The sequence below is a fragment of the Streptococcus sp. HMSC065E03 genome (assembly GCF_001815045.1).
GTDB lineage: Bacteria > Bacillota > Bacilli > Lactobacillales > Streptococcaceae > Streptococcus > Streptococcus parasanguinis_AD.
Genome location: NZ_KV818853.1, coordinates 484,918 through 506,982, shown reverse-complemented (window position 1 = coordinate 506,982; position 22,065 = coordinate 484,918). Strand labels below are relative to the sequence as shown.

The 22,065-nt window shown below is 41.2% G+C and carries 22 protein-coding genes; 21 read left to right on the top strand and 1 reads right to left on the bottom strand.

All coding sequences use genetic code 11. The features are described from left to right. Positions 1-320 precede the first annotated feature (320 nt). Together HMPREF3002_RS09200 and HMPREF3002_RS09195 are read left to right on the top strand one after the other, a co-directional pair. Positions 321-1,088 carry an ABC transporter ATP-binding protein gene (locus HMPREF3002_RS09200; protein WP_049486379.1) on the top strand — a complete coding sequence of 256 codons (768 nt, stop codon included), beginning with the start codon at positions 321-323 and terminating at the stop codon, positions 1,086-1,088. Beyond that, the gene (locus HMPREF3002_RS09195; RefSeq protein WP_070666360.1) at positions 1,081-3,084 is read left to right on the top strand and encodes an FtsX-like permease family protein; all 2,004 of its coding nucleotides are present in this window, start codon (positions 1,081-1,083) and stop codon (positions 3,082-3,084) included. Before HMPREF3002_RS09200 ends, HMPREF3002_RS09195 begins: the two co-directional genes overlap by 8 nt. 356 nt (positions 3,085-3,440) lie before the next feature. Here HMPREF3002_RS09195 and HMPREF3002_RS09190 read toward each other — a convergent pair whose 3' ends face one another. After that, positions 3,441-5,405: a peptide ABC transporter substrate-binding protein gene (locus HMPREF3002_RS09190; protein WP_070666357.1), complete on the bottom strand. Its 1,965-nt coding sequence runs from the start codon at positions 5,403-5,405 to the stop codon at positions 3,441-3,443. Positions 5,406-5,665: 260 nt separating this feature from the next. Between HMPREF3002_RS09190 and HMPREF3002_RS09185 the strand changes: the two genes are divergently transcribed. From HMPREF3002_RS09185 to HMPREF3002_RS09095, 19 genes are all read left to right on the top strand, one after another. Next, a complete protein-coding gene (locus tag HMPREF3002_RS09185; RefSeq protein WP_070666354.1) occupies positions 5,666-5,995 on the top strand; it encodes a PadR family transcriptional regulator in 330 nt (109 codons plus the stop codon). Further along, complete coding sequence (locus HMPREF3002_RS09180; RefSeq protein ID WP_070666350.1) at positions 5,989-6,789, top strand: hypothetical protein; 801 nt, start codon at positions 5,989-5,991, stop codon at positions 6,787-6,789. The genes HMPREF3002_RS09185 and HMPREF3002_RS09180 overlap by 7 nt, the downstream gene beginning before the upstream one ends. Next, positions 6,786-7,616: a hypothetical protein gene (locus tag HMPREF3002_RS09175; protein WP_049506616.1), complete on the top strand. Its 831-nt coding sequence runs from the start codon at positions 6,786-6,788 to the stop codon at positions 7,614-7,616. Before HMPREF3002_RS09180 ends, HMPREF3002_RS09175 begins: the two co-directional genes overlap by 4 nt. Positions 7,617-7,849: 233 nt before the next feature. Beyond that, positions 7,850-9,241, top strand: a complete 1,392-nt coding sequence (locus HMPREF3002_RS09170) for an APC family permease (RefSeq protein ID WP_049506617.1) — start codon at positions 7,850-7,852, stop codon at positions 9,239-9,241. Between the two features lie 105 nt (positions 9,242-9,346). Beyond that, positions 9,347-9,583, top strand: coding sequence for a DUF2829 domain-containing protein (locus HMPREF3002_RS09165; protein WP_000141913.1), 237 nt, complete (start codon positions 9,347-9,349; stop codon positions 9,581-9,583). Continuing rightward, on the top strand, positions 9,576-10,274 hold the full coding sequence (locus HMPREF3002_RS09160) for a 3-oxoacyl-ACP reductase (protein WP_049474267.1): 699 nt from the start codon (positions 9,576-9,578) through the stop codon (positions 10,272-10,274). The genes HMPREF3002_RS09165 and HMPREF3002_RS09160 overlap by 8 nt, the downstream gene beginning before the upstream one ends. 383 nt (positions 10,275-10,657) lie before the next feature. Further along, positions 10,658-11,317 carry an ABC transporter ATP-binding protein gene (locus HMPREF3002_RS09155; protein WP_024055043.1) on the top strand — a complete coding sequence of 220 codons (660 nt, stop codon included), beginning with the start codon at positions 10,658-10,660 and terminating at the stop codon, positions 11,315-11,317. Positions 11,318-11,321: 4 nt separating this feature from the next. Further along, the gene (locus HMPREF3002_RS09150; protein WP_070666346.1) at positions 11,322-12,524 is read left to right on the top strand and encodes an ABC transporter permease; all 1,203 of its coding nucleotides are present in this window, start codon (positions 11,322-11,324) and stop codon (positions 12,522-12,524) included. Positions 12,525-12,622: 98 nt separating this feature from the next. Next, on the top strand, positions 12,623-13,102 hold the full coding sequence (locus tag HMPREF3002_RS09145) for an NUDIX hydrolase (RefSeq protein WP_070666343.1): 480 nt from the start codon (positions 12,623-12,625) through the stop codon (positions 13,100-13,102). A 7-nt stretch (positions 13,103-13,109) separates the two neighbouring features. Beyond that, a complete protein-coding gene (locus tag HMPREF3002_RS09140; protein ID WP_070666340.1) occupies positions 13,110-13,838 on the top strand; it encodes a GNAT family N-acetyltransferase in 729 nt (242 codons plus the stop codon). Positions 13,839-13,879: 41 nt separating this feature from the next. Then, entirely contained in the window at positions 13,880-14,782 is a 903-nt protein-coding gene (locus HMPREF3002_RS09135; RefSeq protein ID WP_070666337.1) for a putative PEP-binding protein, read from the top strand. Beyond that, on the top strand, positions 14,724-15,164 hold the full coding sequence (locus HMPREF3002_RS09130) for an ASCH domain-containing protein (RefSeq protein ID WP_070666334.1): 441 nt from the start codon (positions 14,724-14,726) through the stop codon (positions 15,162-15,164). Before HMPREF3002_RS09135 ends, HMPREF3002_RS09130 begins: the two co-directional genes overlap by 59 nt. Positions 15,165-15,546: 382 nt before the next feature. Next, positions 15,547-16,926: a bifunctional UDP-N-acetylglucosamine diphosphorylase/glucosamine-1-phosphate N-acetyltransferase GlmU gene (gene glmU / locus HMPREF3002_RS09125; RefSeq protein WP_070666331.1), complete on the top strand. Its 1,380-nt coding sequence runs from the start codon at positions 15,547-15,549 to the stop codon at positions 16,924-16,926. A 9-nt stretch (positions 16,927-16,935) separates the two neighbouring features. Further along, positions 16,936-17,481, top strand: coding sequence for an NUDIX hydrolase (locus HMPREF3002_RS09120; RefSeq protein ID WP_070666328.1), 546 nt, complete (start codon positions 16,936-16,938; stop codon positions 17,479-17,481). 11 nt (positions 17,482-17,492) lie between these two features. Further along, complete coding sequence (gene macP, locus HMPREF3002_RS09115; protein WP_003006241.1) at positions 17,493-17,828, top strand: cell wall synthase accessory phosphoprotein MacP; 336 nt, start codon at positions 17,493-17,495, stop codon at positions 17,826-17,828. 24 nt (positions 17,829-17,852) lie between these two features. After that, entirely contained in the window at positions 17,853-18,545 is a 693-nt protein-coding gene (locus HMPREF3002_RS09110) for a 5'-methylthioadenosine/adenosylhomocysteine nucleosidase (RefSeq protein ID WP_021152843.1), read from the top strand. A 22-nt stretch (positions 18,546-18,567) separates the two neighbouring features. Continuing rightward, entirely contained in the window at positions 18,568-18,876 is a 309-nt protein-coding gene (locus HMPREF3002_RS09105) for a YjgN family protein (RefSeq protein WP_070594428.1), read from the top strand. Positions 18,877-18,980: 104 nt separating this feature from the next. Further along, positions 18,981-19,604, top strand: a complete 624-nt coding sequence (nth, locus tag HMPREF3002_RS09100) for an endonuclease III (protein ID WP_070666325.1) — start codon at positions 18,981-18,983, stop codon at positions 19,602-19,604. Between the two features lie 267 nt (positions 19,605-19,871). Beyond that, positions 19,872-21,839: a peptide ABC transporter substrate-binding protein gene (locus HMPREF3002_RS09095; protein WP_070666322.1), complete on the top strand. Its 1,968-nt coding sequence runs from the start codon at positions 19,872-19,874 to the stop codon at positions 21,837-21,839. Positions 21,840-22,065 lie beyond the last annotated feature (226 nt).

The following is a 22,065-nucleotide window of genomic DNA, read 5'->3' as shown; positions in this document are numbered from 1 at the left end:
AAATGAAAAAGAGAGTGGGACAGAAATCGGTAATTCGTTAGAATTCGATTTCGTCGTCCCTCCTTCGCACAGTTGAGTAGGGCTGTAAAAGCTGATGAAATCAGCGTAGTAGAGCCCTCAACCACTGCGTCTTGCTCGACAATCCCAAAACAATTAATAGGTTAGGACCTCAAGTCCTAGCCTATTTTTGCTTTCTTACAAAAATGTAAGAAATAAAGGGGAAAATGTAAGGTTATGTTATGGTGAAAGCGCTTCAGTTTTAGTACAATAGATTTGTAAAAAACGATTGAAGCTTTTATCGAGCTAGAAAGGAATGGACCATGACCCTACTAGACGTTCAACATATCAAAAAAATCTACAAAACCCGCTTTCAAGGAACGCAGGTCGAAGCCCTAAAAGATATTCACTTCACTGTTGAGAAGGGCGAATATGTGGCCATCATGGGGGAATCAGGATCTGGGAAATCAACCCTCCTCAACATCCTGGCCATGCTGGATCAGCCGACGGAAGGGCAGGTTTACCTCAATGGCACAGATACCTCAACCATCAAGAACAAGGACGCCTCCAGCTTCCGCCGGGAAAAACTAGGCTTCGTCTTTCAAGATTTCAACCTGCTCGACACCTTGTCTGTCAAGGACAATATCCTTCTCCCTCTGGTCCTTTCTCGCAGACCGGTCAAGGAAATGATGAGCAAGGTGGATAGCGTCAGTCGAGAGTTGGGCATTCACCAACTGCTTGAAAAATACCCTTACGAAATCTCTGGTGGACAAAAGCAACGGGTAGCCGTAGCGCGGGCCATCATTACCTCGCCAGAAATCCTCCTGGCCGATGAGCCAACAGGGGCGCTGGATTCCAAGTCTTCAGCTGCGTTACTAGATGTCTTTGAAGATATCAATACCATGGGTCAAACCATTCTCATGGTGACCCACTCGACCGCAGCCGCAGCACGGGCCAAGCGCGTGCTCTTTATCAAGGATGGGATCCTTTACAACCAGATCTTCCGCGGGGAAAAAACAGAGCGTCAGATGTTCCAAGAAATCTCGGATACCCTGACGGTCATGGCGGGAAAGGAGGATTGTGATGTTTAAATTAACAAGTAAATTGGCTCTTTCCAACCTCAAACAAAATCGCAAATTGTATTACCCTTTCGCTATAGCTGTCATTTTAACGACCATGATCCTCTATAGCTTTATTGCCCTGGCAACGACCCCTCATTTAGAAACTTCTTACGGAGGACGAACGGCGAGAGCTGTCCTTGGTTTTGGTTGTTTCGTCGTCCAGCTGGTCGTCGTCATTTTAGTGGCTTATGCCAATGGCTATGTTATGAAAAATCGTTCCAAAGAATTGGGATTATACAGTGTTTTGGGGATGGAGAAGAAGCATCTCCTCGTCATGACCTTATGGGAATTGCTTATCTTCTATATCCTCACAGTTGGAGTAGGACTGGGCTTGGGGCTCTTGTTTGATCCCTTGATTTTTGCCCTCCTCTTAAAATGTATGGGGCTTCCAGTCGTCATTCAATCGACCTTCCAGATAGGGGCTGTTCTTAACACTTTATTTGGGCTAGCCTTAGCTTTTGCCCTCATTCTCTTGTTGAATTCTTTCCGTCTCTTGCGCTACAGTTCCCTCCACCTCATGCAACAGAAAAAGGCAGGAGAGAAGAAAGGACGCTTCTTGCTGGTCCAAACTCTTTTAGGACTAGGACTCTTAGGAATTGCTTTCTATTTAGCGCTAACAGCAGAGCGTCCGGTTGCGGCGGTTCAAGGATTCTTTATTGCCGTTATCTTGGTCATTCTTGCGACTTATCTCTTATTCAACGCAGGCACCATTACCTTTTTAAGATTTCTCAAAGGTCGGAAATCCTACTATTACAAGCCAGAGAATTTTATATCCGTCTCCAACTTAATAGCACGGATGCGAAAAAATGCAGCGGGCCTTGCGACCATTAGTATTCTTTCCACCATGGTCTTGGTCACCTTAACAGGGTCGCTCAATCTCTTTATTGGAGGGCAGAATTACCTAGATACTATGTACCCTTCGGACTACAATATTAGTGTGGGGCATATGACTTCAGAAGCTGAAACAGAACCGGTTATTGAGGAGGTTCAAGCCCAAATTAAGAAAGTGGCCGATGCGACACATCTGTCCGATTATCAGGTGGCACAGACAACATACTGGTCAGCTAGCATTCGAAGGATTGGTGGAAAGGTGTTAGAGGTTTATGACCAGTCCGATCAAGAAACTGGTCAGGAATTGAAGACAGAAGGAGTAGTCTACTTTTTTGATCAGGCAACTTATGAGCAACTGACGGGTCAAAAAGTTGAGCTTGGGGAAAATGAAATCCTAGCCTATGGGTATCAGTATCCTGGAAGACTAGACTCGCAATTAGAAATCAATGGAAAGAGCTTCGCGATTAAGCAAAAACTAGACTCCAATTTTATCCAAGGGAAACTCCCTCAAGCCGACCTGTTTCAACACCAAATGGGCTTGTATCTTGTCCTCCCTGACTTGAACCAACTGGGATTAAAAATTGATAAAAATTTGGAATTCTCTATTAGTGCTAAAAATAAAGAAAACCAAGATTTTATAGCTGGAATGGCCAAAGAGCTTTATTCGACAGACAAAATGAGTCAATATGGTGCGACTTTGTTTGGTGGGGTTGATCGATACAGCATGGAGAAGGAGTGGCGTGAATCAGCAGGGACAATCCTCTTTATTGGTGTTTTCCTATCTGTGATCTTTCTATTGGCTACGGTTCTCGTCATTTACTACAAACAGATTTCAGAAGGCTATGAGGACCGGGAAAATTTTGTGATCTTGCAACAAGTAGGATTGGACCAAAAGCAAACCGGCACCACCATACGCAAACAGATTCTCACCGTCTTTTTCCTTCCATTATTCTTCTCCTTCCTCTACCTAGGAGTGGCCTATAAGATGATTGCAAAAATCGTTGCTCTCTTAGGAGCGAACAATGCGGGCTTGGTCCTTCAAACAACCTTAGCCATCTGCGCTGTCTTTTTCATCTCTTATATCCTCGTCTTTCTTCTGACTTCTAGAAGTTATCGGAAGATTGTCGTGAGGTAGCGCTGAGTCTATAAAAGATTGAGAAATGAAAAATCCAATAAATAGACAAACTGTTTTTTACATAGGACAAGCCAAGTGTTGCGGAAAGAATTATAATAATCTAATTTATTAAGCTTATTTAAACAAATACCGAAACTTTCCGCCGTTAGAAAAGTGCTAGAAATACTAGTATTTCTAGCACTCGGGAGTTTTGGAACCTTAGGTCCAAAACTAAGTTATGGAACTTCCTGGATTGCTGAAATCATCCACTGGATAATTTCACCTAACGTCCGTACTCACCTAAGGAAAGTTTCAAAGATAGGTATTTCCTTAATCAAAAACACCGAGGATTTTATCCTCGGTGTTTTCTATCACGATTATTTCACGTGTTTTGCAAGTTCTTCTTGCGCTTTTTTGTTTGATTCTTCTTTTTCTTTCAACCAATTCTTATAAGCTTTTTCGTAGTCAGCAGTTGTGACTGTCTTATCTTGAAGTTTTTGGTATTTGAAGAAGCTTGTTTCACCTTTAATACCAATTGCAGAATTTGCTGCTGAGAATGGCGTTACCTTCGTGATAGATGGAACTCCACCCTTAGAGTAGATTGGAAGTACCATTGCGTTTTCAGTCAACCAAGCTTGGGCAGCAGCGTATTTTTCATAACGCGCATTGGTATCCAATTTTTCAGCATTAGCAGCATCCAACAATTCTTTGTATTGGTTCAAACCAATTTTTTCGATGAGCGCTTGGTCTTTCTTAGGATCAAGTCCCATACCAGTCAAGGTTGAACCATCTGTTGGGTTCAAGATATCCAAGTAAGTAGATGGATCTTGGAAGTCAGGTCCCCAACCTGTGATATCCATATCAAAGTCTTTTTGATCTGGTGATTGGGCGAAGTAAGTAGCGTTGTCTGCATCGTCTGTAGACAATTTTTGTACATCGATCACGACATTGTCTTTACCAAGAGCTGTTTCAATAGAACTCTTCATAGAGTCTGCTTGTTGGACAAGAGCATTAGAAGATTGGTCTACGACATAGTCGATATGGATTGGGAATTGAACACCTTGTGATTGCAATTCAGATTTTGCTTTTTCAAGTTCTGCTTTTGCTTTATCCGCATTATGCAAGCTATCTTGAGCATCAGCAAAGCTCACACCTTTCCACTCATCTCCTGTTGCGGCAAGTTTTTCTTCAACGAGCGTACCGAAGTCTTTTCCGTTGGCTTGCACAAATGTAGGTGGAACTAGTAGGGTACGTAGAGTTTTTGATGCTCCGTCTTTCCCATTCACTTGAGCGCTGTAGGAAGTTCTGTCTAAAGCAAAGTTCAAAGCTTGACGGAAGTTTTTGTTTTGAAGAGCTGTCTTCGTGTTGTTCTTTTGCTCATCAGACGTCTTCTTCGTATGGCCGTAGTTTTGACGGTTAACGTTGAAGTAAGCGTAGTAGACAGTAGAATCTTGTGGGGAATAAACGATGTTATCCTTGAATTTCTTCTCAATCGTACTGTAGGTTGAGCTTGTTGGGAAGAGACGAGCAGAAGTTAAGTTACCGTCTGAGAAGTTACGAGCAAGATAGTCTTGGTCAGATCCATCGAAGTAAGTCAATTTAACCGTATCGATGTGAACATTTTTCTTGTCGTAGTAATCAGGGTTTTTATCCAACTCGATTTGTGATTTTGAAGTGAAGGATTTCAAAATGTATGGACCATTGTAGAGGATACCATTTGGTTTCACGCTACCAAAGTCTTTCCCAGCTGATTCCAAGAATTTTTCATTAACTGGCATCATGGTAGCAGTCGTCAATTTAGAATTCCAGAAAGATTCTGGTTGGTTCAAAGTGTATTGAAGAGTGTGATCATCAACAGCTTTTACCCCAACGGTTGAGAAGTCTTTGGTTTTCCCGTTTACATAGTCATCCAAGCCTTTGACTGAGTTTTGAACCAAGTAAAGAGCATCCGATTTTTTATCTGCTACGTATTTTAGAGATGTCACGAAATCTTGTGCAGTGACGTCAGCGTATTCATTTCCTTCTGAATCATACCACTTCGCATCTTTTCGAAGCTTGTAAGTATAAGTCAGACCATCTTTTGAAACGGACCAGTCCTCAGCAAGAGCAGGCACTAAGTTACCGTATTGATCGTTTTCAAACAAACCATCGACCAAGTTGGTTGTAATGTCGCTTGTAGTTGAACGATTTGAAGTCAAATAGTTCAAGGAATCAGGGTCTGTACCATACACGTAGTTGTAGGTAGTCCCTTTTGACGCATTAGAAGATGAGCCACATGCAGCAAGGAAAAGCGTTGAAGCCGCGGCGACACCTGCTAAAAGAGCAAGCTTCGATTTTTTCATATTCGTGTCTCCTTTTGAATAATTTTAATTATTATACTCCAATCAATCTACAAAATAAAGTGTTTTTTGAACTTTTTTTGTATATTTAAACACCCGTATACAGTAAAACCCCTGATTTTAAGGGGTTTTTAAGGAATAAAAATTTTTAAAAAATAAGTTACTATTTTGCTTTACATACTAGTCGAGAAAGAGTATACTGATAGTGAAAAGGCTAGTATGTAAAACAAACTAGTTAAAATGTGAAGAAAGAGGTGAGAAGGATGAAAGAGTCCCAATTACTAAAGGGAGTCTTGGAAGGCTGTGTGCTGGAGATTATTTCCAAAAAGCCTATCTATGGCTACGAATTGATCCAAAGTCTCAAAGAGATGGGATTTGATAAGATTGTCGCTGGGACCATTTATCCCCTGCTTCAAAAGTTAGAAAAACAAGGGGTTATTCATGGGGAAATGAGGCCGTCTCCAGATGGTCCTGATCGTAAGTATTTTTCACTCAGTGATGCTGGAAAAGAGCGTTTAGGGGAATTTTGGGACCAGTGGCAGGAGCTAGTCACAAAAGTAGAACGTATCAAGAAGGAGGGGGACGAATGGTAGAAAGTTATACAGAAAAAATGTCAGATGAGTTGATTCATTTAAATAAAGAGGATCAAGCCTATGTGAAAACAATGGTCGCTTATATTGGGGCTAAGTCCTATTTTTATGATGATGAAGCACTCGGTGAACAACTCTACAATATGGTTTGCGACCTAAAAGTTGCTGAGAAAGAAGGCATTCGGGCAGTGGATTATTTTGGAAAGGATCCACGGGCTATGGTGGACCAAGTTCTTTCAGATTTGCCTAAACGCTCTCTAGGATCTTATGTGGGACTCGTCTTCCTACTTGGAGTGATCTTGGTTGGCATGCGTTATTTAATGGATTTTACCTGGATGACACCACTGAAAATCGAACCTTTGACCTATGTTGTCATTCTCCTCAATTTCTTGGTGTTCAGCCAGTTTATCACGTGGCTTTGGTCCAAACAGAGCTATGGAGAAATGAAGTGGCCTTGGGCTACTTTTATCAGTGTGATCAGCCTGATGGTGTTTCTGAACATCGTACGACTATTTTCGATCTATTTTGGCCACATTGGGAGTCTCTTCTTATCAGATGGTTGGGCGATTGTTCTCTCTGTCCTAGTCTTACTTGGGTTTGCAGTTATGGCCTATAGAAGCAGGGAGCGTTTGATGACGAGTCTACTAGTCATGGGCCTGACTTTCCTAGTTACTGGATGCTGGATGCGTCTCGTGAATCAGGAAACTGCTCATTTAATAGGCTGGCTCCTTCCTCTCATGGGACTAGTCCTGACCCTTGTTGTATTTTGTCTCCAAAGAAAGAAGGAAGAAGCATGAAATCAGCAATGTATTTTGAAGAAACGCAGGCCTTGATGAAAACTTTTAGCCAAGAGGATCAAGTTTATTTCCAAGATCTCTGGGATTATTTCAATCTTGCAGGTTTCTTATATGAGGAGAAAGCCTTAAGAGAGCAGGTCTATAATCTAGCACTTGACTTTTCGCAAGCAGGAGCGGATGGCCTCACGGCAAAGGATTATTTTGGCCTTGATCCAAAGGGAATGGCAGACCAAATCATCGAAAATATGCCCAAAGAATCGACACGGTCTGTTTTGAAATATGGGGCTATCTTTTCAGGTATTGTGATTTTTTATCGCCTCCTAAGTGATTTTGCTTCTCAAGCGGTCCTTGTGCTCAAGCCACTAGTCTATTTAACCGACATCATTTTGGGACTCCTAGCTGTTGGGATAATCTTCTATCTCCTTCGTCGCCTCATTTTTGCGGAAGAAAAAGCGAAAAAAGCAATTTATGTAGCATTTGTTCTAGTTCTAGGATTCTATTTTGTTGGTGAAATAGTGGGGGTCCGTTTCTTGCCAGCTCTTGCATGGTTTGTAGTCCCTAGTCCTTGGGATGCTCTTCTCATGACAGGGTCTAGCGGAGCTCTCATTCTTTGGCAATGGAAAGAAGAGTTTGGACGAGCTTTCATCTTTCCTATCGTCGCCTTTTTAGTGGTTGGATTCTTACATCGCTGGACCTTGGCACAAGGAGTTCAGAATCTTGGTATGACGGTTCTTCTGCCCACAGTGATCATCGTCTTTGGGTTGGTTATTTATTATTGGTTTACGATTCGTGCTTTGAAAAAGAATAGGACGGAAAGTGATAAATAGTAAGAAAAGGGGGGCTGGGACAAAAGTCCTAGCCTCTCAATTGTTTTTGGATGTCGAGCAAGATGCAGTGGTTGAGTGGGCTCTAATACGCTGATTTCATCAGCTTTTACAGCCCTACTCAACTGTGCGGAGGTGGGACGATGAAATCGAATTCTGACGAATTACCGATTTCTGTCCCACTCTCTTTCTTGTCCAAGTATGATAGAATAAACTCATTAGATGGGAGAATATGCATGAATCTATTTCGAAAAAAGGGACTTGGGCAAGTACACCCGGGTCTAAATCGCCATTTACGATTGTGGGATTTGATTATTTTAGGAATCGGTGCCATGGTGGGGACAGGAATCTTCACAATTACGGGAACAGCAGCAGCGAATTTAGCTGGTCCAGCCTTGATTATTTCGATTGTGATTGCTGCTTTTTGCGTTGGCTTATCTGCCCTCTTCTTTGCTGAGTTTGCGTCTCGCATCCCTTCAACCGGTGGAGCCTATAGTTACCTCTATGCCATCTTTGGAGAGTTTCCAGCCTGGATTGCTGGTTGGTTGACCGTGATGGAATTCATGACCGCCGTATCAGGGGTGGCTTCAGGTTGGGCCGCGTATTTCAAGGGCTTGTTGGCCAATCTTGGCTGGAGCCTGCCGACAGCTTTAAACGGGACTTTTGATCCAGCTAAGGGAACTTATGTGGATCTCTTGCCTATTTTGGTCATGGTCCTCGTCACAGCCTTAGTCCTTATGAATGCAAAAGCGGTCTTACGCTTTAATTCCTTGTTGGTCTTACTCAAGTTTTCCGCTCTTGCCTTGTTTATTCTTGTCGGGATTTTTCACCTAAATCCTGGCAACTGGGCAAACTTTGCTCCGTATGGATTTGGCGAAATCTATGGTGGTCAGACAGGGATTATAGCTGGAGCTTCGCTCATGTTCTTTGCCTTTCTTGGTTTTGAGTCCATTTCCATGGCGGTCGATGAAATCAAGGAACCACAAAAGAACGTCCCTCGAGGCATTGTCCTTAGTCTTTTGATCACAACGGTTCTTTATATTTTGGTCACCCTGGTTTTGACAGGTATGGTTCCTTTTAAGAACTTAAATGTAGAAGATGCGGTTGCCTTTGCTCTTCGTCAGGTCGGAGCCGGCTGGGCTGGAAATTATGTATCGCTGGTAGCGATTTTGACCCTAATTACCGTCTGCATTTCCATGACCTTTGCCCTCTCACGGATGATTTACAGTTTGGCGCGGGATGGTCTCCTGCCAAAAGCTATGAAACAACTTGATCCAAAAACTAGAATTCCCAAAAATGCAACACTAGTAGCTGGATCGATGGCTGCTATTGCTGGTGGAGTCTTTCCACTAGCCAGTATCGCTTCCTTCTTAAATATTTGTACCTTGGCTTACCTAGTTATGTTGGCCTTTGCCCTCTTGAAATTGCGCAAGGAACACGGGGCTCCTGGACCTGGTGAATTTAAAACGCCATTGGTTCCAGTCTTGCCAATCCTGTCGATTGTGGTCTGTCTGTCCTTTATGACCCAGTATTCCCTATCGACCTGGCTGGCCTTCGGAGTTGCTCTCTTGATCGGGGTCGGAATTTATTTCGGTTATGGGTATCGCCATTCAGAAGAAAATCAATAAAAGATGAAAGCTAGAGTAGAAGAACTCTGGCTTTTTACATAGAGAAAGCTCTTTTTTTGGTATAATAAAGGGAGAAAGTTAACTAGATAACAAAGGAGAAAAAACATGACATTTGAAGAGATTTTACCAGGCTTAAAGGCTAAGAAAAAATATGTGCGAACAGGATGGGGTGGAGCAGAAAACTACGTCCAACTCTTTGATACCATTGAGCAAAATGGGGTGGCTCTGGAAGTGACCCCTTATTTCCTCATCAACGTGTCTGGTGAGGGTGAAGGTTTCTCCATGTGGAGTCCAACACCTTGTGATGTTTTAGCGACAGATTGGGTGGAAGTCCATGACTAAAAGAGTCTTGATTACAGGTGTTAGCTCAGGGATTGGCCTAGCTCAAGCTCGACTCTTTCTAGAAAAGGGCTACCAGGTCTATGGAGTGGACCAGGGAGCGGATCCCCAGTTAGCAGGTGATTTTCACTTCTTACAGAGGGACTTAACTCTTGATTTGACGCCGATTTTTGATTGGTGTCCTGAGGTAGAAGTCTTGTGCAATACAGCCGGAGTTTTGGATGATTACAAACCGCTTCTGGAGCAAAGCGCTCAGGAGATTCAGGAGATCTTTGAGATCAACTATGTGACCCCGGTGGAGCTGACGCGGCATTATCTGACTCAAATGTTGGAGAAGAAGCAAGGTATCATCATCAATATGTGCTCCATTGCTTCTAGCCTGGCAGGAGGCGGCGGTCACGCTTATACCTCGTCCAAGCATGCCTTAGCAGGATTTACCAAACAGTTGGCCCTGGATTATGCAGAAGCTGGTATTCAGGTCTTTGGGATTGCTCCTGGGGCTGTCAAAACAGGCATGACCGCAGCGGATTTTGAACCAGGTGGATTGGCTGACTGGGTAGCCAGTGAGACGCCGATCAAGCGCTGGATTAATCCAGAAGAAGTAGCAGAAGTCAGCCTCTTTTTGGCTAGCGGGAAGGCATCTGCCATGCAAGGACAAATCCTTACCATTGATGGTGGTTGGAGTTTGAAGTAGGAGGATGAAAAAGCAAGAGTTGAAATCTTGCTAAGAAATGTAATTGTTTTTTCCTTACTGAAAGAGGATCAAACCTAGGTGAACAATTAAGTTAGGACAGTGGTGAGACAGGTATTTACCTCTATGCTAAAGAAGATCTTACTGAACGAAATTAAACCTACCAGAGTGATCAGGATGAATCAGATTTCTTTATGATTGGTCACGATGGAGATCTAGCCTTTTTCACCAAAAAAAGACAGGGATAATAACAATTATGAAGATAACTGAGGGTAAGTTCAGAAGAACTTTTTGAATGGGCTCTACCTGAAACCTTAAGAGATTGTTTTAGAAGAAACGAATAGTATAACTGATTTGCTAAGTTATTGTGGAATGAAGGTGAAGTCATGATTAAATTAGTGAATGTTACTAAATGTTTTAGTGATGGATCGAATGTCAGATATATTTTCAAAAATTGTAATTTTGAATTTAAAAAAGGTAGCACGACTGCAATAGTTGGCCGTTCTGGATTAGGAAAAACTACTCTTGTTAAATTAATATTAGGGATTACCAGTTTAAATGAGGGGGATATCTTAGTCTGTGGTAGTTCCATTTTAGATATGAAAAATTTGAGTAAGGTAAGGCGTAGGAATATTGGCTGTGTCTTCCAAAACTTTAATTTGATTTCAGGTTTCACGGTGAAAGAGAATATTCTACTTCCAAGATATTTTTTTGAAAATGGAGAGAATAACATTAACGAAATTTGTAACACTCTAGGTCTTTCAAAGGAAATGTTAAGCAAGAGTATTGATAAGATTAGTGGAGGTGAAAAACAAAGAGTTGCCTTGGCAAGAGCTCTTATTAATAATCCAGAAATATTGATAGCAGATGAACCTACTGGTAATTTAGACGCTGCTAACGAACAAAATATAATAGAATTGTTGAAGCGGATCAATGAGGAGTTAGGTATCACGATTATAATAGTAACTCATAGTGATAAGGTGGCGAATAGTATGCAGTCTATTTGCACAGTTGTTGATGGCAAAATTGAGTACGTAAGGAGATGATAAAATGAATCATTCCATATTATTCATTGCTAAAAGAGATTTAGAAGTTAACAAACGAAGATATAGATTAGTTCGACTGTCAATAGCGATCTCTGTTTTGCTAATTGTTTTAGTGATGCTCATTTCTAATTCTTTCAATAATAAAATGATTAAAGAAATGACTGTAGCAAATAAAAATGTTGTTACTGTTGCCTTTGGTAATAAAGAAAATTCTCTGAATTATAAAGCTTTACCTTTATTTTCTAGTGATGATATTGATCGAGTTAAAAAAATTGATGAAGTAAAAAATATTACAGGTGTGAAACTACTATTTACGGATGATATCAAATTCCAAAATGGCAAAACATCGGTTTCCAATACCATCCATTGTTTAGAAGAAAAGTATTTAAAAAACCTGAATATTAGAATTGCTGAAGGGAAATTTCCAGAGAAGGACAATGAAATATTAATCGGAGATTCCGTACACAAGGCTACATCAATGAATGTCGGAGATACGGTGACTATTAAGATTGATAATCATTATGAAAAGTTTGTAATTTCTGGCATTATAGACAAGCAAGAAGCGCAGTTATTTTCTACCTTGCCAACAGAAATAAATCAAATGATGGCAATCAATGTAAAAAGTAGTAGCGTTTCATCAAATAAGTATTACTATCTGAATGCTACTGTAAAAAATGGAACCGATTTAAATGAAGTAGCAAACAAGATAGAAAAGACTGTTTTAAAAAATGAAAATTTAAAACAATCTTTATCAGGAACAGGATTAGATGTTGTTGTAGCAACACAACAGGATGTTATCAATATGCTATCCAGATGGTTTTCCTACATCGACCTTTTTATCCTCTTAATCATAGTTCTTATCTCTATTGTAGCGATTATTAATATCATCAATATTCTAGCTATTACCATTCAGGAGAATCATAAACAGATCGCAACTTTTAAAATCATCGGTGCATCTGATCGACAGATAAAAAGAATATATTTATTTGAAAGCTTTATGATGGGAGTACGAGGTACAAGCGCGGGATTGGTGATAGGAATTGCTATTTCTTATTTGATCATCTTTTTGAGTGGATTACCACTAGATATTGAACTTACCAGATTGTTGTTCCCGGTATTAATAGGGATACTCACTTCAGTTTTTGCAGGATTATTGGTATCTAGAAAAATTACTAAAATTGATATTGAAAAGGTATTAAATCAATAGAGAAGAAATGATTAGGGTCAATAAGAGATGGTGTTGCAAAAAGAATAGCTATACTGGTTTCACTATCGACTGAGCTTTGAATGAAAGTAGAGGATTTGATGGAAATCAAAAAACACTTTGGTGTATACGGAATCTGTCTTCAAGACGGGAAATTACTTTGCATTGAAAAAACAAGAGGCCCCTATCAACAGCGTTTTGATCTACCGGGTGGTAGCCAGGAACTAGGGGAAGGGCTGACTGAAACACTCAAGCGAGAAGTTCTGGAAGAGACGGGCTATACGATTAGCAGATACGCTAATCCTAGGATGTATGACGTGATGGTTCAAGAAGAGGGCAAAGATTTCGCTGTACACCATATCATGGCCTTTTATGATATCGTACTCGATTTCGAAGGCCCTCAACAATCCCTTCCTCAGGAGGTTCTTGATGGAAGCAATGATTCAGCAAATGCAGTTTGGTTGAATGTGGAAGAAATTACTGAAGACAATGCTTCTCCTTTAGTATTGAAGGTGAAGGCAGAGTTAGGAGGATTTCCAGAATTAGAACTGACAAGCTATAGAAATTGGAAGGTAAAATAGAGGGAGAATGGAACTATTTAAAACATGGAAGAAATATATGGTTCTCTATGGTCTTAAATCTCAAATTGGAACTGTTTATCGAAACAGTGATTGGACAACGAGCTTTTATGATATTGGGAATTTTCTATACCTAGCAGGGGAGTTGGATCCCAGATTTTGGGAAGACTTTGTTAGGCAATATGGTTTAGATTATAAGATTATTATTTCAGAAGACACTAAATGGCAAGATTTTCTGCATCGGCAAGTGGGGTTAATTTCTTTTACTCGCTATTCTTTTAAGGATAAGGCAAATTTTCAAGTTGAATTTCTAAATGATCTAGTTACTCATTTAGAGGAAGGTTACAATATTGTACCTATTGACAATCGTATTTATAACTATCTTTCTGAGGAAGAATGGTCACAAGATTTACAGGGGGATTTTGAGTCCTACCAGGATTTTGCTTTAAAAGGTGGATTTGGCTTTGTTATTCTTAAAAATAATGAACTGATTGCTGGGATTTCCTCAGGGTTAGTTTACCACGGAGCAGTTGAAGTGGAAGTTGCAACTAGACCAGACAAACAAGGAAATGGATTTGCTAAAAAACTTGGTGCTGCAATGATTCTAGAGGCTTTAAATAGAGAAATGTTCCCACTTTGGGATGCTCATAACGAGGCTTCTAAAAAAGTAGCAGAATTTTTAGGATACGAATTAGTTGAACCTTATGAAGCTTTTGAACTAGAGGAAAGTATCATATAATGATATCTGATATTGTATCTTTTAAGACGAGGTGAATGAACATGCAAAATCAACTAGGTCTTAGTGGCGAAAAAATTGTTGAAAAAGTTTATCCCCATTTATTGCACCACGTCGGCTTGATTCGTGGGGAATACTTGTTGAGAGAACTAAACCAAAACATACTATTACCAAATTGTCAGCAATTTGTGAAAGATTATCTAGACACTATTTGTCATTTGTACTCAGATGAAGAAGTCTGGTATCGCTTTTCAGAGTTAACAAATGCAGAAGCAAATATTCTAGACGGGACTAAAGAGTATTTTGACGAACGCCACCCCTTATTTGGATACAGAGGTATCAGGCATTTGTTGGCGTGTCCAGATGAATTTCAGGCTGAGACAAATGTTGTTACCGAAGTTTTTCAAACCAATCCCAATCTGTCTGTTATTTTTCCTTTTGTCAATGATGCCGAACAATTAAAACAAGCTATTACAGTATTGCGCCAGCATGGTTTTACTGGAAAAGTTGGAACAATGATTGAATTACCATCAGCTTATTTTGACTTGGACAGGATACTGGAAACTGGTATTTCAAAGATTGTAGTGGGAATGAATGATTTGACTTCTTTTGTTTTTGCGACTGTGAGAAATAGTCAATGGCATGATATAGAAAGTCCAATTATGTTAGATATGTTGAGACAGATGCAGGATAAAGCAAGGAAGAACAAGATTGATTTTGCTGTAGCAGGCTATCTGAATACTTCTTTCATACAAAAAATGAATCAGATGGGTATCGAATGTATTCTCCATTACAGCTCTATTCCAGAGATTTTTGATTTAGAAATTGACCATCCAGACCATCTTAAACATATAAAAGAAGAAAGTAAAAAATTACAAAGGAGAACCCATGACACCGCAAGAAATGTGGAATGCCTACAAGCAAATCAACCCCTCTATCGGAGATGAGATAGATGCCTGGGCTTTTGGAGTGGACCCAGACCTTTTAGCGGAACTGGTCTTTAAAGGCGAAAAAACAGCAACAGCCTCAGCCTACGATCTTTACGCAGTAGAGGACGAATCCCTTCCCCAAGAAGGGACCTTTGATGTCATTTTAGAGAGTCAAGATCAGGCTGTTTGCATTGTCGAAATTACAAAGGTTTCCGTTCAGCCTTTTCATCAAGTGTCAGCTGACCATGCCTATAAGGAAGGTGAAGGAGACAAATCTCTGGCTTATTGGCGTCAGGTTCATGAGGAGTTTTTCACGGAGTGGCTGGAGGAAGCAGGTTTGACGTTTACACCTGACAGCAAGGTGGTTTTAGAAGAATTTCGCAAGGTTTATCCATTATAGAACTAGGCTGGGCAAAAACTGTCCAGCCTTCGATGTTTAATAGGAATAACTGTATGACGCAGTGGTTGATTGCTCAAAGCACTGCTTTTAGGTGGTGGATATGACTTGCGAAGCAAGGTTCCTAAGTCTTTGTTCGCTATTTAGCTCCAAAGATGACCTATGAAGATGGAAAACAATGTTTTCTTTATCTGCAACCTCCAACAGTCTCCCAGACTGTTGGAGCTGTGCGGGGGTGGGAAAATTGAGAAGGTTTGGGGAACCTTTTCAACTTTTATTTAATTAGTCGAAGTTCTTTCCCACTCCCTTGGATTTGGGTCTTATTTTCCAAAAGGGCTAAAAAATGGTATAATGTAAGCGATATTGTACAGAAAAGAGAAATGTTATGCCAAATTATGCCATTATTTTAGCGGCGGGGAAAGGTACCCGTATGAAGTCAGATTTGCCTAAGGTTCTTCACAAGGTTGCTGGGATCTCTATGTTGGAGCATGTCTTCCGTAGTGTTGGAGCCATCTCACCTGAGAAGACTGTAACGGTTGTGGGCCACAAGGCGGAATTGGTGGAGCAAGTCTTAGCGGGACAAACAGAGTTTGTTAAGCAAACAGAGCAATTAGGAACTGGTCATGCGGTCATGATGGCAGAGCCAGTCTTGGAAGGTCTTGAAGGCCATACTCTTGTCATTGCAGGGGATACTCCTTTGATTACGGGTGAAAGCCTCAAACACTTGATTGACTTTCATATCAACCACAAGAATGTGGCAACGATTCTGACAGCAGAAGCAGCCAATCCATTTGGCTATGGTCGGATTGTCCGCAATGATAATGCGGAAGTGCTTCGAATTGTTGAGCAAAAAGATGCGACAGATTTTGAAAAACAAATTAAAGAAATCAATACAGGGACTTATATCTTTGACAATGCGCGCCTCTTTGAAGCATTGAAAAATATCAATACCAACAATGCCCAAGGTGAATACTATATCACGGATGTCATCGGTATTTTCCGTGAAGCTGGTGAAAAAGTTGGGGCCTATACGCTCAAAGATTTTGATGAAAGTCTCGGGGTTAACGACCGCGTGGCCCTTGCAACAGCAGAAGGCATCATGCGTCGTCGCATTAACCAAGCCCACATGGTCAATGGAGTGAGCTTTGTTAATCCAGATGCGGCCTATATCGATGTCGATGTTGAGATCGCACCAGAAGTGCAAATCGAAGCCAATGTTACCCTAAAAGGGCACACAAAAATTGGGGCTGAGACCGTTTTAACCAATGGCACCTATATCGTGGACAGTGAAATTGGTGCAGGTGCTGTCATCACCAACTCTATGATTGAAGAGAGCACGGTAGCCGATGGCGTAACGGTAGGACCATTTGCTCATATTCGTCCAGGTTCTAGCCTCGCCAAAGATGTCCATATTGGAAACTTTGTCGAAGTCAAAGGTTCGTCTATTGGCGAAAATACCAAAGCAGGTCATTTGACATACATCGGCAACTGTGAAATCGGCAGCAACGTTAATTTTGGTGCAGGAACCATCACAGTGAATTATGATGGCCAACACAAGTTTAAAACGACGATTGGAAACAATGTCTTTGTCGGATCCAATTCGACGATTATTGCGCCAGTTGAATTAGGCGACAATTCCTTAGTCGGTGCTGGATCAACCATTACCAAGGATGTACCAGCTGATGCGATTGCGATTGGTCGTGGCCGTCAAGTGAATAAAGAAGAGTATGCCCTTCGCTTGCCACACCATCCTAAAAATAAATAGGAGATTCTCATGCAATTTGAAGAAAAAACCATTGAGCGCAAGGAGATTTATCAGGGACCTATTTTCCAAGTGGTCACTGATCAAGTAGAACTACCCGCTGGAAAAGGCCAAGCGCAGCGTGATTTAATCTTCCATAATGGAGCAGTAGCGATTTTGCCGATCACAGAAGATGGGAAAACGATCTTGGTCAAGCAGTACCGCAAGGCGATTGAAAGGACTTCAGTGGAGATTCCAGCAGGGAAGTTAGAAAAGGGAGAAAATGCAGATCCCCAAGCAGCTGCTCTGCGTGAATTGGAAGAAGAAATTGGCTACACAGCGGATCTAGAGTTATTGTATGATTTTTATTCTGCCATTGGATTTTGTAATGAGCGGATCAAACTTTATGGTGCGACCAACTTGAAAAAGGTGGAAAATCCACGTCCACAAGATGCGGATGAGACCTTAGAGTTATTAGAAGTGACCTTGAAGGAAGCGAAAGATTTGATCCAAACTGGCGAAATCTGTGATGCCAAAACCATCATGGCCATCCAATATTGGGACTTAATCAATAAATAGAGGAGGATCCGATGGGAAAACCTTTATTAACCGATGAAATGATTGAACGAGCAAGGCGAGGCGAGGACATCACCGGTCCTAAAATGGTCGATGCTGAAGAGACGAAAATTATTCGAACAGACCACAGGGGATTTGGCTATGAACGTCCTATGAGAGAGAGTCGTATGGAGCGTCCACAAGAGCGTTATTCTCAGGATACTGTGCAGATCCAAGTGGAGCCCACAGTGACCAAGAGTCGTCGGATTGAAGAGCGCAAACAAAGTGTGGTCCAATCCAAACTCAATAAGATTTTGTTCTGGATCATTGTGCTCCTCATTGCCTTGATTATTGCTATTTGGCGTCTATAAGGTCGTCACAAGGAGAGAAATGACATGAAAATTGGAATTATTGCAGCCATGCCCCAGGAGTTGAAGATCTTGGTTGAAGCCCTTGAAAATGGGGAAAAGCATCTGCGTCTTGGAAAAGTCTACTATACAGGATCAATTGGACGCCATGAGGTCGTTTTGGTTGAAAGTGGTATCGGAAAAGTCATGTCTGCTATGAGTGTAGCAGTCTTGGCCAATGATTTTAAGGTGGAAGCCATTATCAACACGGGTTCTGCAGGTGCCGTTGCCCCAGGGATGGCTGTTGGAGATATCGTCCTTGCGGACAAATTGGCCTATCATGATGTGGATGTGACAGCCTTTGGTTATAAGTATGGTCAAATGGCAGGTCAACCACTTTACTTTGAATCCAGTCGCTATTTCGTATCAGAAATGAAAAAAGTTCTGGAAGAAGAAGCTGCAACCACACATGTAGGCTTGATTACAACAGGAGATAGCTTTATCGCGAGTGAAGAAAAAGTCGCAGCAATTCGGGAGCATTTCCCAGAAGTCTTGGCAGTTGAGATGGAAGGGGCAGCCATTGCCCAAGCCGCTCACGCAGCTGGACGTCCCTTCATGGTCATTCGAGCTATGAGTGATACGGCAGATCACGCAGCCAATATCTCTTTTGATGAATTTATCGTAGAGGCTGGCGAACGCTCTGCTCAAACCCTGATTACCTTCTTGAAGAGATTGGTGTAGAAAAAATATAGGGAGATTGAACATGTACCGTGAATCGTATTTTGATGGAGGCCTATTTTCATATATTGGCCATGTTTTATTAGCAACCTTCATTACAGTATTGACTTTTGGGATTTGTGCTCCTTGGGGCGTGTGCATTATGTATAACTGGAAGGTCAAGCATACCGTGATTGATGGTCGTCGTCAGTACTTTGACGGCACGGCTATGCAGTTATTTGGAAATTGGATCAAATGGTGGTTCTTTACCATCATTACATTTGGGATCTATGTGTTCTGGTTAAATATCAAGGTCACTCAATGGATTACCAAGCATACTCATTTTATAGACTAATTGAAAAGGACTCGTCTACGGACTAGTCCTTTTTTGAAGCTGAATCTTTCAGAAATAGGGAACTTTCATGCTATAATAAAGACTAGTAATGTAAAGGAGAGAATATGGTTTTATCAAAGAAACGGGCACGTCATGTGATTGAAGAAATTATCGCCCTCTTTCCAGATGCCAAGCCAAGTCTGGATTTTCGTAATCATTTTGAATTATTAGTGGCAGTCATGCTCTCAGCTCAGACGACAGACGCGGCTGTTAACAAGGCGACACCAGGTTTGTTTGCGGCTTTTCCAACCCCACAAGCCATGGCAGCAGCCAGTGAAGCCGATATCGCCAAGCATATTTCTAAATTAGGCCTCTATCGAAATAAGGCCAAATTTCTAAAAAAATGTGCCCAACAATTGTTAGACAACTTTGATGGGCAAGTGCCTCAGACTCGTGAAGAGTTAGAAAGTCTAGCAGGGGTAGGGCGCAAGACAGCTAATGTGGTTATGAGTGTAGGATTTGGGATTCCAGCTTTTGCTGTCGATACCCATGTGGAGCGGATCTGCAAGCACCATGATATCGTCAAGAAATCAGCGACGCCATTGGAAGTTGAAAAGCGGGTCATGGATGTTCTGCCAAAGAGCGAATGGCTAGCGGCCCATCAAGCCATGATTTATTTTGGACGGGCCATCTGCCATCCTAAAAAACCTGAATGTGACCAGTATCCACAACTCTATCATTTTGATTAGGAATCAGTTCCTCTGCTCGAAAGAGCAGAGGTTCTTTTTTTGTAATGAAACGTATATTTATTAAAAGGATTGAAAGGTGATATCTATGTTGGATCTGGTGGTAGGTGCCTAGACTCCTCTATCCGGCTTCTTTGAGATCGATTTTAAGATGCTTTTTCTTTATATCTTATTATATTCATTCAGAAATAACGAACTTTTTTTAAATAAATTTGGTTTTTTTTAAGAAATAGTGTATAATGGTAGAAAATCTAACATAAGGAGATAGTGATGAAAGCAAAAAAACTGTTAGCTCTTGCAGGAGTTTCTGTTGCAGGTGCCTTTCTTTTAGCAGCATGTGGCGGTGGTAGTAGCAATCAAGCAACCTACTCATTCGTCTATTCAGCAGATCCAAATACCTTGGATTACATCGCTGCAACTCGTACAACAACTTCAGATGTCACAAGTAACCTTGTAGATGGTCTTCTTGAAAACGACCGATACGGAAACTTTGTGCCAAGTCTAGCAGAAGATTGGACTGTCTCTGAAGATGGATTAACCTATACTTACAAACTTCGTAAGGATGCCAAATGGTATACGAGTGAAGGAGAAGAATATGGTGCTGTAACGGCTCAAGACTTTGTTACAGGGATCAAACACGCGGTTGAGTCTAAATCAGAAGGTCTCTTCTTGATTCAAAATTCGATCAAAGGTTTGGATGCCTACGTAAAAGGGGAAACCAAAGACTTTAACACAGTTGGAGTCAAAGCCTTAGACGACCACACCATCCAATATACTTTGGTTCGTCCAGAAAGCTTCTGGAACTCAAAAACAACCTCAGGTGTTCTTTTCCCAGTTAATGCGGATTTCTTGAAATCTCAAGGAAAAGATTTTGGTTCTTTGAAACCTAGCAGCATCTTATACAATGGTCCATATTACCTGAAATCATTGACTTCAAAATCTGAGATTGAATTGGTCAAGAACAAAGACTATTACGATGCGAAAAATGTTCATATCGACAATGTCAAATTGACCTTTAACGATGGATCAAACCCAGATTCTATCATTAAGAACTTTGAAAAAGGTCAATATTCCTTTGCATCTGTTATGCCAAACAGTTCGACTTATAAGAGTGTTAAGAAAAACTTTGGCGACAACATTGTCTACGGTTTGCAATTGGGAACATCCTACTATCTTGGATTCAACTTGGACCGTCAAAAGTATGACCACACAGCCAAAACAACGGATGAACAAAAAGCTTCTACCAAGAAAGCAATCTTGAACAAGGACTTCCGTCAAGCAGTGAACTTTGGCTTTGACCGCAAATCATATGCGGCACAAGTATCTGGATCTGATGCGGCTGAAAATACCCTTCGTAGCACTTTGGTGCCACCAACTTATGTCCAAGTCAATGGAGAAGATTTTGGCAAAGTCGTTGAAAAACAATTGGTTACCTATGGGGATCAATGGAAGGGTGTGAGCCTGGCCGATGGTCAAACGAGCCTTTACAACCCAGAAAAAGCCAAGGCTTCATTCGCGAAAGCCAAAGCTGAATTGCAAAAACAAGGAGTTCAATTCCCAATTCATTTGGACTACATTGTCAGCCAAGTGGACAACAGCATGGTCCAACAAGCTAGTTCCTTCAAACAATCTGTAGAGTCAGCGCTTGGTGCAGACAATGTCGTTGTGGACCTTCAAAAGGTATCGGATGATGATTTCCAAAATATCACCTACTTCAGCGATACAGCGGCTGCGAGAGATTACGACATCTCAGGCGGTGGTTGGGCTCCTGACTACCAAGACCCATCAACTTACCTCGAAAGTATCAGCCCAGTAAATGGTTCTGTCTTCTACTATCTTGGTATTGATGCAGGTTCAAACAATCCAGCCATTGCAACAGTTGGTTTGGATCAATACGCTAACATGTTGAAAGACGCCGATGCTGAATTGTTGGATCAAGGAAAACGCTATGAAAAATATGCAGCAGCGCAAGCATGGTTGACAGATAGCTCGATTACGCTTCCAACTGTTTCAAATGGTGGTTCTCCAATGCTTCAACGGACCGTACCATACAGCCGTGCTGCTTCATGGGTTGGTACAAAAGGAACAGGAACATTCTACAAATACCTTGAAATGTCTAAAGATGTTGTCACAACAAAAGACTTTAACAAGGCCAAAGAAGAATGGTTGAAGAAAAAAGCAGAATCCAATAAAAAAGCTCAAGAAGATCTCAAAGATCACATTGAGAAGAAAAAATAAAATAATCAATCATTGGTCTATCAATGAAGATAAAAAAGTCGGAGCCGTCATGTGAAGGCTCCGGTTTTTTTATGTCTCGAAAGTCAGTCTGTCTCATTCTTTAAGATGAAAGATAAATAAATCACCCGCTATTGAACTGTACTCACAAAAATAGATTTTTGGGTATGGCTCATAGACGGGTGATGATCATTCTATTCACTAAATCTTAAAAAATAGCCATCTGGAT

Coding starts and splice junctions, on each gene's coding strand:
- HMPREF3002_RS09200 (WP_049486379.1), top strand. CDS start 321: ATGACCCTACTAGACGTTCAACATATCAAAAAAATCTACAAAACCCGC.
- HMPREF3002_RS09195 (WP_070666360.1), top strand. CDS start 1,081: ATGTTTAAATTAACAAGTAAATTGGCTCTTTCCAACCTCAAACAAAAT.
- HMPREF3002_RS09190 (WP_070666357.1), bottom strand. CDS start 5,405: ATGAAAAAATCGAAGCTTGCTCTTTTAGCAGGTGTCGCCGCGGCTTCA.
- HMPREF3002_RS09185 (WP_070666354.1), top strand. CDS start 5,666: ATGAAAGAGTCCCAATTACTAAAGGGAGTCTTGGAAGGCTGTGTGCTG.
- HMPREF3002_RS09180 (WP_070666350.1), top strand. CDS start 5,989: ATGGTAGAAAGTTATACAGAAAAAATGTCAGATGAGTTGATTCATTTA.
- HMPREF3002_RS09175 (WP_049506616.1), top strand. CDS start 6,786: ATGAAATCAGCAATGTATTTTGAAGAAACGCAGGCCTTGATGAAAACT.
- HMPREF3002_RS09170 (WP_049506617.1), top strand. CDS start 7,850: ATGAATCTATTTCGAAAAAAGGGACTTGGGCAAGTACACCCGGGTCTA.
- HMPREF3002_RS09165 (WP_000141913.1), top strand. CDS start 9,347: ATGACATTTGAAGAGATTTTACCAGGCTTAAAGGCTAAGAAAAAATAT.
- HMPREF3002_RS09160 (WP_049474267.1), top strand. CDS start 9,576: ATGACTAAAAGAGTCTTGATTACAGGTGTTAGCTCAGGGATTGGCCTA.
- HMPREF3002_RS09155 (WP_024055043.1), top strand. CDS start 10,658: ATGATTAAATTAGTGAATGTTACTAAATGTTTTAGTGATGGATCGAAT.
- HMPREF3002_RS09150 (WP_070666346.1), top strand. CDS start 11,322: ATGAATCATTCCATATTATTCATTGCTAAAAGAGATTTAGAAGTTAAC.
- HMPREF3002_RS09145 (WP_070666343.1), top strand. CDS start 12,623: ATGGAAATCAAAAAACACTTTGGTGTATACGGAATCTGTCTTCAAGAC.
- HMPREF3002_RS09140 (WP_070666340.1), top strand. CDS start 13,110: ATGGAACTATTTAAAACATGGAAGAAATATATGGTTCTCTATGGTCTT.
- HMPREF3002_RS09135 (WP_070666337.1), top strand. CDS start 13,880: ATGCAAAATCAACTAGGTCTTAGTGGCGAAAAAATTGTTGAAAAAGTT.
- HMPREF3002_RS09130 (WP_070666334.1), top strand. CDS start 14,724: ATGACACCGCAAGAAATGTGGAATGCCTACAAGCAAATCAACCCCTCT.
- glmU (WP_070666331.1), top strand. CDS start 15,547: ATGCCAAATTATGCCATTATTTTAGCGGCGGGGAAAGGTACCCGTATG.
- HMPREF3002_RS09120 (WP_070666328.1), top strand. CDS start 16,936: ATGCAATTTGAAGAAAAAACCATTGAGCGCAAGGAGATTTATCAGGGA.
- macP (WP_003006241.1), top strand. CDS start 17,493: ATGGGAAAACCTTTATTAACCGATGAAATGATTGAACGAGCAAGGCGA.
- HMPREF3002_RS09110 (WP_021152843.1), top strand. CDS start 17,853: ATGAAAATTGGAATTATTGCAGCCATGCCCCAGGAGTTGAAGATCTTG.
- HMPREF3002_RS09105 (WP_070594428.1), top strand. CDS start 18,568: ATGTACCGTGAATCGTATTTTGATGGAGGCCTATTTTCATATATTGGC.
- nth (WP_070666325.1), top strand. CDS start 18,981: ATGGTTTTATCAAAGAAACGGGCACGTCATGTGATTGAAGAAATTATC.
- HMPREF3002_RS09095 (WP_070666322.1), top strand. CDS start 19,872: ATGAAAGCAAAAAAACTGTTAGCTCTTGCAGGAGTTTCTGTTGCAGGT.